Annotated in this window: 21 protein-coding genes; 16 read left to right on the plus strand and 5 right to left on the minus strand. The window is 35.4% G+C overall.

The window, feature by feature from the left end; all coding sequences use genetic code 11:
- Position 1 precedes the first annotated feature (1 nt).
- Positions 2-1,309, minus strand: a complete 1,308-nt coding sequence (locus LC091_RS14460; RefSeq protein ID WP_226682718.1) for a hypothetical protein — start codon at positions 1,307-1,309, stop codon at positions 2-4.
- Positions 1,310-1,365: 56 nt separating this feature from the next.
- Between LC091_RS14460 and LC091_RS14465 the strand changes: the two genes are divergently transcribed.
- From LC091_RS14465 to LC091_RS14485, 5 genes are read left to right on the plus strand one after another with little or no spacing between them, the layout of a single operon-like run.
- Positions 1,366-1,539 carry a hypothetical protein gene (locus LC091_RS14465; RefSeq protein WP_226682719.1) on the plus strand — a complete coding sequence of 58 codons (174 nt, stop codon included), beginning with the start codon at positions 1,366-1,368 and terminating at the stop codon, positions 1,537-1,539.
- Entirely contained in the window at positions 1,526-2,086 is a 561-nt protein-coding gene (gene rfbC / locus LC091_RS14470) for a dTDP-4-dehydrorhamnose 3,5-epimerase (protein WP_226682720.1), read from the plus strand. The genes LC091_RS14465 and rfbC overlap by 14 nt, the downstream gene beginning before the upstream one ends.
- Before the next feature lie 52 nt (positions 2,087-2,138).
- Positions 2,139-3,059: an NAD-dependent epimerase/dehydratase family protein gene (locus LC091_RS14475; RefSeq protein ID WP_226682721.1), complete on the plus strand. Its 921-nt coding sequence runs from the start codon at positions 2,139-2,141 to the stop codon at positions 3,057-3,059.
- A gap of 3 nt (positions 3,060-3,062) precedes the next feature.
- Positions 3,063-4,169 carry an NAD-dependent epimerase/dehydratase family protein gene (locus LC091_RS14480; protein WP_226682722.1) on the plus strand — a complete coding sequence of 369 codons (1,107 nt, stop codon included), beginning with the start codon at positions 3,063-3,065 and terminating at the stop codon, positions 4,167-4,169.
- Positions 4,166-5,434, plus strand: a complete 1,269-nt coding sequence (locus LC091_RS14485; protein WP_226682723.1) for a nucleotide sugar dehydrogenase — start codon at positions 4,166-4,168, stop codon at positions 5,432-5,434. Before LC091_RS14480 ends, LC091_RS14485 begins: the two co-directional genes overlap by 4 nt.
- A 64-nt stretch (positions 5,435-5,498) precedes the next feature.
- Here LC091_RS14485 and LC091_RS14490 read toward each other — a convergent pair whose 3' ends face one another.
- Positions 5,499-6,746, minus strand: a complete 1,248-nt coding sequence (locus tag LC091_RS14490) for a glycosyltransferase family 2 protein (protein ID WP_226682724.1) — start codon at positions 6,744-6,746, stop codon at positions 5,499-5,501.
- Positions 6,747-6,804: 58 nt separating this feature from the next.
- On the opposite strand from LC091_RS14490, the gene LC091_RS14495 reads away from it, so the two are divergent.
- Positions 6,805-7,527 (plus strand): glycosyltransferase, encoded by a 723-nt coding sequence (locus tag LC091_RS14495; protein ID WP_226682725.1) that lies wholly within the window; start codon positions 6,805-6,807, stop codon positions 7,525-7,527.
- Positions 7,528-7,555: 28 nt separating this feature from the next.
- Here the strand turns inward: LC091_RS14495 and LC091_RS14500 are convergent, their stop codons facing one another.
- The 3 genes from LC091_RS14500 to LC091_RS14510 all read right to left on the minus strand — a co-directional run bounded on the left by LC091_RS14500 (position 7,556) and on the right by LC091_RS14510 (position 9,593).
- Complete coding sequence (locus tag LC091_RS14500; RefSeq protein WP_226682726.1) at positions 7,556-7,867, minus strand: hypothetical protein; 312 nt, start codon at positions 7,865-7,867, stop codon at positions 7,556-7,558.
- 109 nt (positions 7,868-7,976) lie between these two features.
- Positions 7,977-8,741 carry a hypothetical protein gene (locus LC091_RS14505; protein ID WP_226682727.1) on the minus strand — a complete coding sequence of 255 codons (765 nt, stop codon included), beginning with the start codon at positions 8,739-8,741 and terminating at the stop codon, positions 7,977-7,979.
- A gap of 129 nt (positions 8,742-8,870) precedes the next feature.
- Entirely contained in the window at positions 8,871-9,593 is a 723-nt protein-coding gene (locus LC091_RS14510; protein ID WP_226682728.1) for a BMQ_0737 family morphogenetic spore coat protein, read from the minus strand.
- A 176-nt stretch (positions 9,594-9,769) separates the two neighbouring features.
- Here LC091_RS14510 and LC091_RS14515 point away from each other — a divergent pair, with 176 nt between their 5' ends.
- The 10 genes from LC091_RS14515 to LC091_RS14560 all read left to right on the plus strand — a co-directional run bounded on the left by LC091_RS14515 (position 9,770) and on the right by LC091_RS14560 (position 15,031).
- Positions 9,770-10,471: a hypothetical protein gene (locus LC091_RS14515; protein ID WP_226682729.1), complete on the plus strand. Its 702-nt coding sequence runs from the start codon at positions 9,770-9,772 to the stop codon at positions 10,469-10,471.
- 92 nt (positions 10,472-10,563) lie between these two features.
- Positions 10,564-10,716: a hypothetical protein gene (locus LC091_RS14520; RefSeq protein ID WP_226682730.1), complete on the plus strand. Its 153-nt coding sequence runs from the start codon at positions 10,564-10,566 to the stop codon at positions 10,714-10,716.
- Between the two features lie 59 nt (positions 10,717-10,775).
- Positions 10,776-11,129 (plus strand): DUF1360 domain-containing protein, encoded by a 354-nt coding sequence (locus tag LC091_RS14525; protein WP_319003668.1) that lies wholly within the window; start codon positions 10,776-10,778, stop codon positions 11,127-11,129.
- Positions 11,130-11,238: 109 nt separating this feature from the next.
- Positions 11,239-11,691 carry a YhcN/YlaJ family sporulation lipoprotein gene (locus tag LC091_RS14530; RefSeq protein ID WP_226682732.1) on the plus strand — a complete coding sequence of 151 codons (453 nt, stop codon included), beginning with the start codon at positions 11,239-11,241 and terminating at the stop codon, positions 11,689-11,691.
- A 13-nt stretch (positions 11,692-11,704) separates the two neighbouring features.
- Complete coding sequence (gene spoVAC, locus LC091_RS14535; RefSeq protein ID WP_226682733.1) at positions 11,705-12,181, plus strand: stage V sporulation protein AC; 477 nt, start codon at positions 11,705-11,707, stop codon at positions 12,179-12,181.
- On the plus strand, positions 12,181-13,200 hold the full coding sequence (spoVAD, locus tag LC091_RS14540; RefSeq protein ID WP_226682734.1) for a stage V sporulation protein AD: 1,020 nt from the start codon (positions 12,181-12,183) through the stop codon (positions 13,198-13,200). Before spoVAC ends, spoVAD begins: the two co-directional genes overlap by 1 nt.
- Entirely contained in the window at positions 13,200-13,556 is a 357-nt protein-coding gene (gene spoVAE, locus LC091_RS14545) for a stage V sporulation protein AE (protein WP_226682735.1), read from the plus strand. The genes spoVAD and spoVAE overlap by 1 nt, the downstream gene beginning before the upstream one ends.
- A gap of 15 nt (positions 13,557-13,571) precedes the next feature.
- Complete coding sequence (locus LC091_RS14550; RefSeq protein WP_226682736.1) at positions 13,572-13,748, plus strand: hypothetical protein; 177 nt, start codon at positions 13,572-13,574, stop codon at positions 13,746-13,748.
- 135 nt (positions 13,749-13,883) lie between these two features.
- Positions 13,884-14,744, plus strand: a complete 861-nt coding sequence (locus LC091_RS14555) for a DUF421 domain-containing protein (RefSeq protein WP_226682737.1) — start codon at positions 13,884-13,886, stop codon at positions 14,742-14,744.
- A gap of 47 nt (positions 14,745-14,791) precedes the next feature.
- Complete coding sequence (locus LC091_RS14560; RefSeq protein WP_226682738.1) at positions 14,792-15,031, plus strand: hypothetical protein; 240 nt, start codon at positions 14,792-14,794, stop codon at positions 15,029-15,031.
- Positions 15,032-15,320: the final 289 nt, after the last annotated feature.

Consider the following 15,320-nt stretch of genomic DNA (forward strand, 5'->3'; position numbering starts at 1 on the left):
ATTAATCAATAATATTAATAAATGATATTTTCTCTAATAGGTTTCTATATTTATCTTTAATAAAATGTTGAACTTCTTTAGTATCTTGGTTACTAATAATAATAAAGGTATCAATTTGATGTTTATCAAAGTTCTTTAAGGATGAGGTAAGGTTGTTCCAATTATAAGGGAGTAAAGTTAAGTTTTTTAATTGCTTTTTCGATAAAAAACTTTTTTTTAGGACCTTTATTGTATTTTTATCTGCCATAATCACCAATTTGTTAGTGAGGGGTTGATCATTGATTAGGGTAATCAAGTTTTCTTCTGATATTTCAATAACATTGGATTTTACATTTTCCCTTTTGTATGGGTTTGGTATTAAATCAGCATTAGTTCTATTCGTTCTAAAAGGTATTCTGTCACTAAAGGTAATTTGTTCTCCATCCTCATAATACTCATAGCTCCATGGGAGTTGCTCATACTCTTTTTTTCCCATTTCATCAAGTAAATTAATATATTGTTTTTTAAATTCATAAAATGGATTATATCTATCAGAAATGTAAATTTTTTCTCTTTTTTCTGCGAAGGAGCCTAATCCTGAGAAATGGTAAAATTTAATATTTCTCCCGTTAGAGGTATACTTTCCATTAGACTTTCCTATCTTTCTTTCTGGTAAATTCCATGAGGATACGTTGTAGCCGGGGTGTTTCAATATATATACCTCAAAAAATGAAGGTGCTAAATTAACCCATTTTTGGTCTACAAATAGTCCTGAACTTAAGTCTATATAACAAGCATATTCAAGTCTTTCAGTATACCAATCAATGAATTTAAGTGCTTCTGGATGTCTTTTGAAGCCTAAGAAACCTAAATTGAAAACTCCATATAACAAATGTGGCAATTCGATATCGTCGACCTGTTCATCTGTTTCCATCGGCTGATTAATTTGTGGTGTCAAAATAATGGAGTTTGATTGAAAAATCTCTGTAATTTCAGTAAATGTATCTAAAATCATTATGTCAGGATCTAAAAAAATAAAATTATCTTCTTGGATTAAATTATCCAATAAATATTTAAAATAACGACCTTTGACAGCAATGCATGCTTCATAAATAGTGTGTTTAAACAAAAAATGCTCAAAGTTAGGAATTCCTATATCCTTAGCGAGTACTATGTCATCAAACAGATTATTTTCATTTAGCAATGAAGGGATCTCTTTTTCAACAAGACAAAGATACACTTTCACATCTGGCATATGTGTTTTAGCAGTTTTAGCCATTACTAATGCTTTATATAAATAATCAGCACAGGTTACTGTACAGATAACCATATACTTCACTCCTTCATTTTCCTTCATTAATACTATTTATGCATATAAAGGAGGTTGTGGACCGAAAAGTAAAAGAATTGGTCTCCTTAAAGTTAGAAAATCATACTATAAAAAAGTTGACGTTAGATTTGAAGGGTTACTTTGTTTTTATTCATGATAGATTATCAGGACCAACGATATTAGTTGGAAGACAAACAAATATAAAGGGTGGGGGAAATGAAGATAATTGAAAATGAGTTGATGGGAGTACTGGAAATTACTCCTGAACCAAAAGTAGACTTTAGAGGCTACTTTCTTAGGATTTATGATGAGGAAACTTTTTTTAAAAATGGCATTAATAATAATTGGGTTCAAGAGAATCATGTACTCACGAAAGAAAAAGGAGTAATAAGAGGATTTCATTTTCAATATCCGCCATATTCCGAATCCAAGTTGATACGGGTAATTAGTGGCTCAATCTACGATGTATATGTGGATATTAGAAAAGGTTCTAAAACTTTCGGTAAATGGAGTGGCACATATTTGTCATGTGAGAATAAAAAAATGCTGTTAATTCCAAAAGGTTTTGCCCATGCATATTGTACGTTAGAACCGAACACCGAGGTCACTTATAAAGTTGATTCCCCATATAACCCTAATTCTGAGGGAGGGATTATTTGGAATGATCCTACACTTAATATTAACTGGCCAATTAAAAATCCTCTTCTCTCAGAAAAGGACCATAAATTAAATACATTTAAATTTTTTTTAAGTGATAAAAAGTATTTAGATATTTAATTTTTTTAGAGTTTAATGGCCTTTGTGTTCGATTTGAAAAGGGGTTGAAATAGTGAAAAAGCTTCTTATTACTGGAGCGAATGGATTTATTGGTAAACATATCTTAGAAAAGCTCAGAAATAAAGATTATGAGGTTCATGCAATCACAAGCAGAGACATATCTGCAATACCTACAGGGGATAAGGTGATATGGCACAATGTAGATTTGTTAAATTCAAATAAAATGGAAGAGATAATGAAAAATATCAAACCGTCAATTTTGCTCCATTTAGCTTGGATTGTTACTCCAGAAAATTATAAAGAATCAATAATGAACATTGAGTGGATCCTGGCAAGTATGAAGCTCTTAAGGTTATTTAATAAATATGGTGGTAAGAAAGTTGTTATTAGCGGCACATGTGCAGAATATGATACATCTACATTTGTATGTATAGAAAACTCAACACCTCTTAAACCCTCGACACTATATGCAAAAAGTAAATGTGCTTTACGAACAATTGCAGAAGAATACTGCAAAAAAGAAAATATATCCTTAGTTTGGGGCAGGGTTTTCTATGTATATGGACCAGAAGAGAATATCAATCGATTAGTTCCTTATGTAACTAGTTCACTATTAAATAATAAGATAGCTAACTGCACACATGGACTGCAAGTCTTAGATTACTTATACGTTAAGGATGTAGCTGAGGCATTCATTGCAATTTTAGAAAATAACATTACTGGTGAAGTGAATATTGGATCCGGCAAGCCAATTTTATTGAAAGATTTAATTTATCAAATAGGATATCAACTAAATAAGCCACATTTGATTAAATTAAGTAATAAATTCCCTGATAAACCACATGAAAATATAATAGTCGCAGATATTTATAAAATTCAAGAAAGTACAGGTTGGCATCCGACCACAACATTAGATGAAGGTTTAGACCACACCATAAGATGGTGGAAAGAACAAGTCAATGGAGGAATGTAGAACATGAAGATAGCAGCTAAGCTTACTAATTCCATCCTTAAAGAAGACCTTGTATATATCCATAATCAAGTAAAGCCGGAGCAAAAATTTAAGGACTCAACCATCCTTATAACTGGCTGCGCAGGATTTTTAGGATATTATTTTTTAAATTATTTCTTAGCATTTAAAGAAATTCTAGGTTTTAAAAAGATTATATGCTTGGATAATTTTATTCTTGGAAAACCTTCGTGGTTAAAAACATTGGAGGATAGTAATAAGGAATATATTGATCTTTATCCATTTGATATTTCAAAGGATAAAATAAGTTCGATTAATAATAGTGCTGAAGCTGATTATATTATTCATATGGCTTCAATTGCTTCTCCAGTTTTTTATAGGAAATATCCTCTGCAAACAATAGATGCGAATATATGGGGGTTAAGAAATTTATTAGAATATTATAAAGCGAACAAGTTGAAGGGATTTTTATTCTTTTCAAGCAGTGAAATTTATGGAGATCCTGCACCTGATTGTATACCCACGCATGAAGAATATCGAGGAAATGTATCCATGAATGGACCTAGGGCTTGTTATGACGAATCAAAAAGGTTTGGTGAAACACTTTGCTATGTTTTTTCAAAAGAGTATAAATTACCAATAACTATTGTTAGACCTTTTAATAACTATGGTCCCGGGATGAAGCTAAACGATAAAAGGGCCCCTGCGGATTTTGCAAACTCGATCATATCTAACAAAGATATTATATTATATTCAGATGGAAAACCAACTCGAACTTTTTGTTATGTAGCAGATGCTATTGGTGGTTATTTAAAAAGTTTACTATTAGGAAAGTATGAGTATTTCAATATAGGAATAGATAAACCAGAAATATCAATTAGAGAACTGGCAGAGATTTATTTAAGACAAGGAAAATTAATTTATAATTATACAGGGAAAATAGTTTTAGAAAAATCTCAAGAGGAAAATTATTTAACACATAACCCAAATAGAAGGTGTCCGGATATAGATAAATCAAGGAAAATTCTGAGCTACACCCCTTCCATTCATGTGGAAGAAGGAGTTGGTAAGTTTTTGAAGTTTCTTAAATACGGCGGTGTTAATAAGTTATGATAACTGTTATCGGATTAGGTTTTGTAGGACTAACAACTGCTCTTGGCTTTTGCGAAAAAGGTTATGAGGTTTATGGAGTAGAAATAAATGACGATAAAAGAAAGCAATTAAATGATGGGGATGTACCTTTTTTTGAACCGTATCTAGAGGTGAAATTAAGGCAATTCTTAAATAGAGGTTTTGTAGTCACACAAAACTTACAACAAGCAGTAAAAGAAAGTGAGCTAATTATTTTTTGCGTAGGAACTCCTAATGATGTAGATGGCAAAGTTGACCTGAAGTATCTTTACCAATCGATAGCAGAAACGTTAATTTATGTGACAGATGCGAAATATAGGGTTTTGGTCATTAAGTCTACCATTCCACCTTCTACAACTAAAGAAAAAATCATGCCTTTCATTGAATCCCAAAATTTCAAGGTTAGTAAGGATATAGGGTTGGCAAATAACCCGGAATTTTTAAGGGAAGGATATGCTTGGGAAGATTTTACCCAACCAGACCGCATTGTAGTAGGTATAGATATAAATGATAAAAAGGGTAAAGATATTTTAAAAAAGTACTATGAGAAATTCAATAGTCCGATATTTTTTCAATCTACAAATACTGCAGAGTATATAAAATATTTATCTAATACCTTACTCTCTACAATGATAAGTTTTTCAAATGAACAATCCATGCTGGCACACAAATTAGGTAACATTGATATAGCAAGTGCTTTTAAAATTCTTCACTTAGATAAACGTTGGTATGGCAGCTCAAATAAGCCTGCAGATATGTCTAAATATGTTTATCCAGGCTGTGGATTTGGAGGATACTGTTTGCCCAAAGATACTAAGGCATTAGCCTCACTTTTTTTGGAGAAAAGCATTCAACCTCAAATATTAAATAGCGTTCTGGAAACAAACACCAAAATAAAAGAATTTCTTTTTGAAAGATTTAAGGCAGAGGTTTCTACAAATGAAACTATAGGGATACTAGGTTTAGCTTTTAAGCCAGAGTCAGATGATGTAAGGGAATCGGTAGCTAAGGATTTCATTAACCTATTAAAGGATAATGGCTATAATAAAATCAAAGCTTATGACCCTATAGCAACAAAAGTTTTTAAAGATACTTATCGTTTAGATGTTACTTATAGTATATCTTTAGATAAACTTCTTGAAAATACAGATACTATTATAATTTTGACAGCTTGGAAGGAATTTATAAAAAATAAAGATATTCTTAAACAAAAAAAATTGTATGATTTTAGATACTATATAAATTAGCAATACAGTAGCAAAGGCCCAACTCAAAAATTTTACCTTTTGCGTTGGGCTTTAAATTTCATTATTAGAATATTAATATATTCTTCATTGATTTTTTTAATAATGGATAGTTTGGAAGCTTAGTGAATAACTTATATTCCTTCACTAATTGTTTATAGATTGATTTATTACTATCATCACTTTTCCATAAGTCTTTCTTTAAATTGTTAATTAAATTTTTATTTTTAACTGGAAGAGAGTTTTTTTTCATCAGTAAAAATAGTTGTGGAGCTTTTTGTAAAGCCGATAAGTAATATCTTTTTAAATGATTGAAATGTTCAGGATGATAAAGACATAGATTCTTATACTCTTTTAGTGTTGCATTTAATAATAATAAATTTGCATTTTGTAATAAAGGTAAGGATAAAATAGCTACATCTGGATCAGGATGGAGATTTTGAAACTTAATAAGATTCTCCATTCGTTCACTTTCTCTGTTTTCTGGGGAAAATGAATGTTCTTGATGATAGACCGATATTTCTGGCGCTTCAATAAACCTAACAGAACTCTTGTATAACCTGTATGCAAACTCACTATCTTCACTTCCCCATCCACTAAAATTCTCATTAAATAATCCAACTAAATCGATTGATTCTCTTGTAATAGAAATGCATCGTGTTACACAAATAATCCAAGGTAGGTGAAAATCCTCTAATTGTAAACCATGTTTCGAAACAACATCAGTAAAGTAAGGAGCGCTGTATGCATAATATCGTAAGAAATCAAGGGTTAAGTCTTCAGAATGAAACAAAGGAGTAGGAGATGACAGGTCAGAATGTTCAATTTCCACTAATTCCTTATAAGGAATTAGTGTCCTTATCTCATTCCCTAACTTTTTAAGTGAAAAATCCAATTTTGTTAGTTGTTCTTCATTGAAGTTTGGCTCTATAACTGTAAATATTTCCTTTTGGGAAGTATTGGTGCATACTACTACATTTCTTTTTTCATTATGATAATTGACATGTTTCTCTATAAAGTCAGGCTCTACAATCATTTCACCATTTAAGAAAATTAAGATCGATCCTTTTGCTTCCTCTAAACCTATGTTTTTTGCTCCTGCTCTATCCAGGTTTTTTTTACATTTAATATATTTAAAATTTGGAAGTAGTTTAAAGTCACGGATGTTTGAAGATTCATCTGAAGATGCATTGTCCACAAATATAACTTCTACTTTTGAAAGGTCAAAAGATTGTTTAGAAATGCTATTTAATGTAAACAAAGCTTGGTGATAAATATTATATGATATAACAATTATACTAACTTCTATGTTCATTTTTTCACCTCGCGTTTTTTTTTGAAAATCAAAAAATTGAATTGAGGATGGTGTTTAAATGATATCAATTATTACACCTACTATAAGACAGAAGAATATGGAGAACGTATTTCTAAACTACACAAGACAAAATGTTCTAGAAAAAGAGTTAATAGTAATATTAAATAAAAATGAGATGGATATCAGTGCATGGTTAAAATATGCAGAAAAACACAAAAATGTAACTATTGTTCAATTATCAGAGAATATATCATTAGGAGAATGTTTGAATGAAGGTGCAAAAATAGCTGCATTTGGGGTTATTGCTAAATTTGACGATGATGATTATTATGCTCCTAATTATGCTCTAGAAGCCTTGAATATCCTTGAAAAGAAAATGGTTGATATTGTTGGTAAATCCTCTATATTTGTATATTACGAAGAGAAGAAACTGTTAACTATATTAAATCCTGGTTACGAAAATTTGTTATCAACTACTGACCAAAAACTTACTGAAAGGTTATTAAGCGGAGCAACGTTGGTTTTTAAGAAAAAAGTTATAGAAGATGTTCCATTCCCCCATTTAAATCTTGGAGAAGACTCGTCGTTTCAAATAGAATGTCTAAAAAAGGGGTATGTGTTATTTTCCTCTGATAGGTATAATTACTTCTGTGTAAGAAAAGCAGATAAATATTTTCACACCTCTGTTGTCTCGAATCAATGGTTATTAAGAAAGAGTAAAATAATAGGTAAAACAAATACACCTGAAACTTACACTTATAAAAAGAAATCTAGCGATTAAACTAGATTTCTTCTAAATTATTTAAGGATTAGAATTTATTATTTTTATTTCTTTTTAATAGCTCTCTTGTAACGGATTCAATGTCTTCACAACAAATATACGTTACTTCCGCAGGCATTCTCATTGGAGTAACCATTCCGTCCTCTAATAATGTTACACAACAAGTTTTAGGATCGAATGCTTTAATTTCAACCTCAGTAAATTCATATCCAGATTTTGTTCTGATGGTTACAGTTTCTCCTACTAACTCAGCAATCTTTTTACAGATACATTTGTTAGTTCTGCTGTGTTTATTACAGAAGCCACAATCTTTACTTCTTTCTACAAATACACTACCCATATTTTAAACCTCCTTTTTCTTGATTAATAATAATGTATTCATAGGAAGCTTTATTGTACGGGCTAATCACTTAATGAAAAAGCCTTTTTATTCTTAGAAATCTTACTCGTTACATTTGAACGATAATCTTGTTGAGTGCGGCTGTATTATCTTTTACATTACTGCCGTAGATAAAGGCTTCCACTATGACTCTTCCTTTAAAGTCATTTTTGTTGATTATCAATTCTATGCCTTTCAAACTCATGGTGGTTTGTCTTAGTAGATTTGAGTGTTGAGAAGGACGAATCCAGTACTCTCCATCGTTTAGTATTTTATTTCTCCAGTCTTCAATGGCGTAGATCCATTCAGCAGCAGGTTTTAGTTTCTCACTATCTTGTATTAGTTTTGGGTTGGCTATTTTTGCTGATAGATTCACTTGTTTAAGGGGTTTTACTCTAATGCATACAAGTAGGTCCTCCAGATCTAAATCCCCATTATTAACAAGGTTCAAGTCGCTTATGACCGTTATTTCTGCTTCGCCCTCCATTGGAAAAAGTATGGAATGATTGAAATAAGCAAAGTAAGATAAAGTTTTGATGGGAGAAGTGTCGACTATGTGGTGTGTGTCTGTTGGTACTACATCTTGATTAAGTGCTTTTTCTTCTTCCAGTTGTACCTCTAATTCTAATATTTTATTGGTAAGAACCTTCAATTGGTGGATGAATGAGTTTTTTACTTCTTTTTTCATATCCATTAGTTTTGATTGTAAGTATCTATTGCGAATTTTTTCCCTTTCTAAAAACAATTCCATCTCTTCTAATTTATTTTTATATTTCTCTACCTCTGATTTGTAGTGTATAACCTGTTGTTGCAATCTTAATACATTGTCATTCATATATGGAACCTCCTTTGAAATATTCTATGCAGTGGAAAGGGTGTCCGATGTGATATGTAAAAACAGCCAGAAATTCAGTTGACTGAAATTTTGGCTGTCCGTCATTATTTATTGAAATTGTGGCAGGTACTATCTTTTTCTTCTATGTGCAGGAAATACTTCTGGACATTGTGGTGGAAATTCTTTTGGAGGGCATAGTACGCCTTCAATAATTTCATCACGCGGTCTGCAGATTCTTGCTTCGATTTCTAATTTAACATCAGCTTCCATTTGTACGTCTAAGCATAATAATAAATTGATATCTAATTGGGAAAGGTCAGATGTAACAATCAGATTGGAATCGCAATCAAAGAATGTTACGTGGCAATCCAACTCTGTTCCTTCTGGCGCACATAGTAAGAATGTTTGGATGTTTGCGAATGGGATTGGCTCAGAGCAGCATAGAACTGTACCGCTGTCATCTACAATATGCACTGTTACATAGCCCTTAATAAGAACTTTGACACGTTGCAGCGTAACTTCTGTACCATCTGGTAACTCAACTTCTACTTCTGTACGTCCTCCTGCCTGATCGATTTCCTTACAGACAAAAGCTTTGTGGTGACGGTGGTTATAGTGTGCTTTTGTGTCGATTTTGTGACCATGCTCATCAGATAAGAAGCAAACTACAGACAATGGGCCGATTTTTTTATCACATAAAATGTCTGCAATGTCAGCATCGTCGATACATTTAAAAAGGTCATCAAGGTCAGTCTTACAGATAGGTTTTAGTGCTACATCTATTTGACGAGTAACCCAGTCGTAAACTTTACGAGTCTTAATACAGACTCTTTCAGTTTCGTTATGACTCACTTAAAACTCCTCCTATACTTTTATTACCCATTTGGGTTACGGGACTACTGTATAGTATGAATTTGGTGGGTAAGTGTGCCGAGACAATAGCCCGAATTTTATTTTTCCATCTGATTGTCATATTTCCCGAACTTAACGAATTACTTTTAAAAGGGAGAGTTTTAGGAGGGAAAAGCATGAAGAGCATTAAAAACGATGAAAAAATCATCTTACAGCAAAAAATTATTCATTTAGGTGCAGAAGTGAAGCGCCTAACAGCAGATGTAAACCGGCTTAACAGCAAGTCTCTGTTGAAGAATATAGAAAAGCAGAAAGATGAATATGAAGTGCAAATCAACCTACTTAAGGATCAACTTGAGAAAATGGAAGAAGAGGGAAATGATAAGGTCTCCAAGCTTCAAGGGGAGATTGCACAATATAAGGCAGAACTTGCAAAACAAAAAGAAGAGCATCAAGGGAAGTTAGTAACAATCAGCAAAGAAGTGCACCACTTAAAGCAAGAATATGAACAAGCAATAAAGGAAAAAAAGGTACTAACTTCTGAATTAGAGGAATTAAAGAAGGAGCTGAATAGACAGAGCACGATTAATATGGATCTTGAAAAAGAGTACGAAATGGTGAAAGAAACAGTAAAAGGTTTGTTGGTGAAAATTGAAAGCTCTAATCAGGCTCAGGAAGGATACCAAAAAATAGCAGAAGTTAATAATGAGTTGGAAGTGGAGAATCAGAACTTGAAGAAGATAATTGCAGAATTAAAAGAGGAGATCAACACGAAATCTTCGACAAGTATAGAAGAAAAGAATACTTCTACACAAGTTAAAGAGCAAGATGTGCGAATGCAATCTTGGTTCTATAATAATGTCAAAAAAGACACATAAGCCTATGTGAGTAATGATAGATGCGGAAAACCTTTTTGACGAGAGAGCATAAGATAAAGTATCTTATACTACGAACAAATTGGAGGTCGCATATGAACTATTATCATTATTCAGGCCAACCCAAACCTATATCTGGTCAGATGAAAGTGATTTCTTCTAGTAATAATTTCGCTTCATCGAACAAGAAAAAGAAATCCTCCGGTTGTGGCTGCGGTAAAAAAGTAAAAGTTATCCAAGAAGATTAATTTCATTACTACTATTTCCCCCTTTCATACATATCATCAATATGAAAGGGGGAATTTTTTTGCTTGAAAGCTGGTTTTGGTTTCTTCTGCTTGGACTTGCCAGCTTCCGTTTAACGAGGCTTATTGTTTTGGATAAGATAGCTGGATTTATCCGAAAGCCTTTTATGGAAGAAATTGAGGAGAAGAATGATAAAGGAGAAATAGAGGAATATATCATCATAAAAGGGAAAGGTCTTAGACGCTGGATTGGAGAACTGCTCAGTTGTTATTGGTGTACCGGGGTTTGGGTGACAACGGGTTTGTTTCTTTTGATGACGTTTTATCCTTTTATAGGAGAGCCTGTCCTGATTATTTTTGGTGCAGCTGGTGTGGCAGGATTTCTAGAAAGTCTCGTGACAAGAATCACTGATTAGATCGGGCTCTCCTTTGGGAGGGCTTTTAAAGTGGAGTTTTCTATACATAATTTCGAATGCTGATATAAATATTAAGAGATAGAGTATGCAAGCAAAATGAGGTGATGGAATGAAAACGGTGGCGTTTGTAATTTTGTTGGCGGTGTCAGTTGGCATGCTGGCTGGGTGCGGCAAAGGTGAGGTTAAGACAAGAGTCGAGGATACGGTCATGAGGACTTCTAATGATCAAAAAGAGAAGTCTGATAAAGAACAACGAGCTGAAGAGATTGCCAAAGAATTTAAAGAGGTAAAAGGTGCTATTGCCTATGATACCGAAGACGAGTTAGTAGTTGTGTTTCATGTGACACAATATCAGAAATTTTTCACGGAAAAGATTGAGAAGAAAGTGAAAAAGGCGCTAGAAAAAGAGTTTCCAGATGAAAATGTGGTCGTGTCCCATGATTTAAAGATAAGACTTGAGATTGAAAGGCTTCGAAGAGATGTGGAACAGAAGCAGATTTCAGAAAAAGAGCTGGAAAAGCGAATTGAAAAAATGAAGACACTACGGGAAGAAAAAGCATAGGAGGTGCCATCAGATGAGCAAGAAGGATAAACAGCTTACACCGGAACAGAAGGCCTATCAGAAGATTGAACAAAAGATTGAGTTAAAGCGGCCGGTATGGAAGAACTGCATTATCGCCTTTTTGGTGGGTGGCGTCTTTTGTATTGTGGGACAGGCCATTCAATTAATGTACATATATTTCTTTAATTTTACAGAAGTGACGGCAGGGAATCCGACTGTAGCTACCATGATCTTCATTGCCATGTTGCTCACAGGATTCGGTGTGTATGACCGGATTGCGCAGTTTGCAGGAGCGGGAAGTGCCGTGCCTGTAACAGGATTCGGGAACGCCGTCATTTCTGCTTGCATTGAACATAAAACAGAGGGGTATGTTCTTGGAGTCGGATCTAACATGTTTAAACTTGCGGGATCGGTTATTTTGTTTGGAGTATTCTCGGCCTTTGTGGTCGCATTGGTGAAGACGATCGTGGTCTCGATAGGAGGGTTCTGATGCTTCAGGGAAAACAATCATGGATATTTGCGAATAAACCTGTCATTACCTCGAGTGCTGCAATAGGAGGACCCTTTGAAGCGAATGGATTGCTTGCGAATGATTTTGATATGCTGCATAAAGATTTGTGGCTAGAACAGGATAGCTATGAAAAGGCGCATCGGGTTTTGCTGGAGGAAGCGTGTGAGACTGCTTTGAAGAAGGCAGGATTGACACTATCGGATGTTCAGTTTTTACTGGCAGGGGATTTAATCAATCAGATGACGCCTTCTAATTTTGCGGCAGAAGCGTTGGAAGTGCCGTATCTGGGCGTGTTTGGGGCTTGTTCCACTTCAATGGAAGGATTGGCACTGGCTAGCTTTCTTGTGAACTATGGCGGAGCAAAGTATTGTTTGACAGGTGCTTCAAGCCATAATGCGGCTGTAGAGAAGCAGTTTCGTTATCCAACAGAATATGGTGGCCAGAAGCCTCCAACGGCACAATGGACCGTTACAGGTGCTGGAGTGGGGCTTGTGAGCAACGTCGGCGTGGGGCCGCATGTTACTTCAGCTACAATCGGAAAGGTGATTAACATGGGGCTCTCTGATCCTTTTAATATGGGAGGTGCAATGGCTCCTGCTGCGGTGGATACGATTAAAGCTCATTTTAAAGATACTGGCAGGGATCCTTCTTATTATGATCTTATTGCAACCGGTGACCTTGGCGAGATTGGTCGGGAGGTTTCATTGGAACTGTTGAAGGAAAATGGGTTGCAGATTACGGATGAACAATATCAGGATTGTGGATTAATGATCTATGATAAGGGCCAGCCGGTACTTGCCGGGGGAAGTGGAGCGGGGTGTTCGGCAGTTGTCTTGTATGGACATTTATTGAACGAGATGAAAAAAGGGACATACAAGCGGATATTGCTCGTAGCTACAGGTGCATTGTTATCTCCGGTTTCTTTTCAGCAAAAGGAATCGATCCCATGTATCGCCCATGCAGTGTCCATCGAGATGGGGACGGGGGGTGTCAGCTGATGTTGTTATCATTTTTTTGGGCGTTTGTTGTTGGGGGGTTAATTTGTGTGATCGGGCAAATTATGTTTGATGTGTTCAAGCTAACTCCGGCACATACGTTAAGTACTTTGGTGGTAGCCGGTGCAGTATTGGATGGTTTAGGGTTGTATGAGCCGTTTATTGCCTTTGCAGGAGCAGGGGCAACTGTTCCTATCACGAGCTTTGGTAATGCGTTGGTGCATGGTGCGTTGGAAGAGGCTGAGAAACACGGGCTTGTCGGTGTGTTGACAGGAATGTTTGAAGTGACAAGCTCTGGTATTTCAGCAGCAATCGTGTTCGGTTTCATTGGGGCACTGCTATTTAAACCGAAAGGATAAGGGGCTGCGTGTGAAATGGACGAAAAAATGATGCTTACCTATAACCGGGCAAGTCTGAAGATGATTCGAAATAATCTTCACGTCTATGCGACGGAAGCAAGTGAACCCGCTGCACAAAACACCTACCACGAATCCATGATGAAAATTGATGACCTGCTTGCTAATATAGATCAAAAACTCAAACAATTATAAAGGGATTAAGATTGTGAGAAGGGGGAGAGGGTGTAGTTTAGTGCTTTAAAGGAGTGGTAAGGGGTCTGACCCTCAGTCAATTAGAGTGCTAAAGCACCCTTTTCAACATTGTCTTTTTTTGAAGGAGGTTTGTTTATGCCGCAGTGGGTAGAGGTTGCTGTTAGGTCTTTTGCGATTATTGTTGGGTTGTTTTTGATTACAAAGCTTTTGGGGAAGAAGCAGTTGTCAAAGCTGTCTTTTTTTGAGTATATAGTTGGGATCACAGTGGGGGACATTGCCGGGACGTTGTCGATGGATCGGGAACTGGATCTGAAGAACGGAGTGACAAGCATTTTGATTTGGTCCCTTTTTCCGTTGGTGACCTCTCAGATTTCTCTTCATAATAAGAAGTTCCGAGATTTTGTGGAAGGTAACTCCACCGTGTTTATGCGAGAGGGAAAAATATTGGAAGAGAACTTGAAGAAGGAAAAGTACACCATTGATGAATTCCTTGAGCAATTGCGTAAGAAAGATATATTTACAGTAGAAGATATTGAGTTTGCAACGCTTGAATCAAACGGTGAGTTGAGTGTGCTGTTAAAAAAAAGCAAGCAGCCTGCCACATACGGCGATCTCTATCCGGACACGCCTGATCAATTAGAGCCTCAAACAGTGATTATGGATGGGGAAATATTAGATGAGCCGCTTGCTCAGATAGGGTTAAACAGGGCTTGGTTGGAAGCGGAACTAGAAAAGCGAAATGTTCTTTTGGAAAATGTATTTCTCGCTCAAGTAAATGCTTGGGGAGAAATGAGTGTGGATTTATATAATGATCATATTAAAGCTGCCCCGCTAAAAGAAAGAATGTTAACACTTGTGACACTTGAAAAATGTTCTTCTGATTTTTCTTTTCTTAGTGTAACTGCGAGTTCGGCTGAGAACCGCGCCATTTATCAGAGTGCTATGACTAGTTTAGAAGAGCTGAGCCGGAAGTTGCGCCCATTATTGAGGGGTTAAGCTTCCGGTATTTTTTTTGTTCATATAATGTTTTGAGGTGAAGATTGATGAGCGAATTTGATTTTGGAGACGAGCATTTAAAGTTTCTTTTTGAACGGTGGAAAGTGGATGAAGGAATTGCTGAGGCCGGAAAACAGGCGAAAATGAATATTCAATCAGCAGATGAGGGTTTCATGCATGTGCAGCAGCTTGAAGCGCGGATGAAGAAATACATTGGGAACCTGGAACGGTGGATGGAAGGGAAAGCCAATACGGTTGGTCCGGATTTTGAGGATGAAGATGAGTGAATTTTTTTGCGAAGTGGGAGAGATTTAATGGTCCCCTTCGTTTTTTGTTTTTTTGGGGGGGAAGTTGTAGAAGGTTTTCTTTTAGTGGTAAAAGGTTACGTGATAGTGGTAGAAGCAGCGGGTTAAAGTTGTAGAAGGTATGCCGGGAAATGTAGAAGGTCGCTTGGGAAAGGGTGTGTCAAATAAACTGTGTAAGTTTTCTTAATCGAGGTACTTAACAGCTCTTCCCTTAAGATTATCATTGATTAATAATTGGTTCATCACTTGTGGCCAATTTTGGACGAAGCCC

The sequence above is a fragment of the Sutcliffiella horikoshii genome (genome assembly GCF_020524325.1).
Classification (GTDB): domain Bacteria; phylum Bacillota; class Bacilli; order Bacillales; family Bacillaceae_I; genus Sutcliffiella_A; species Sutcliffiella_A horikoshii_D.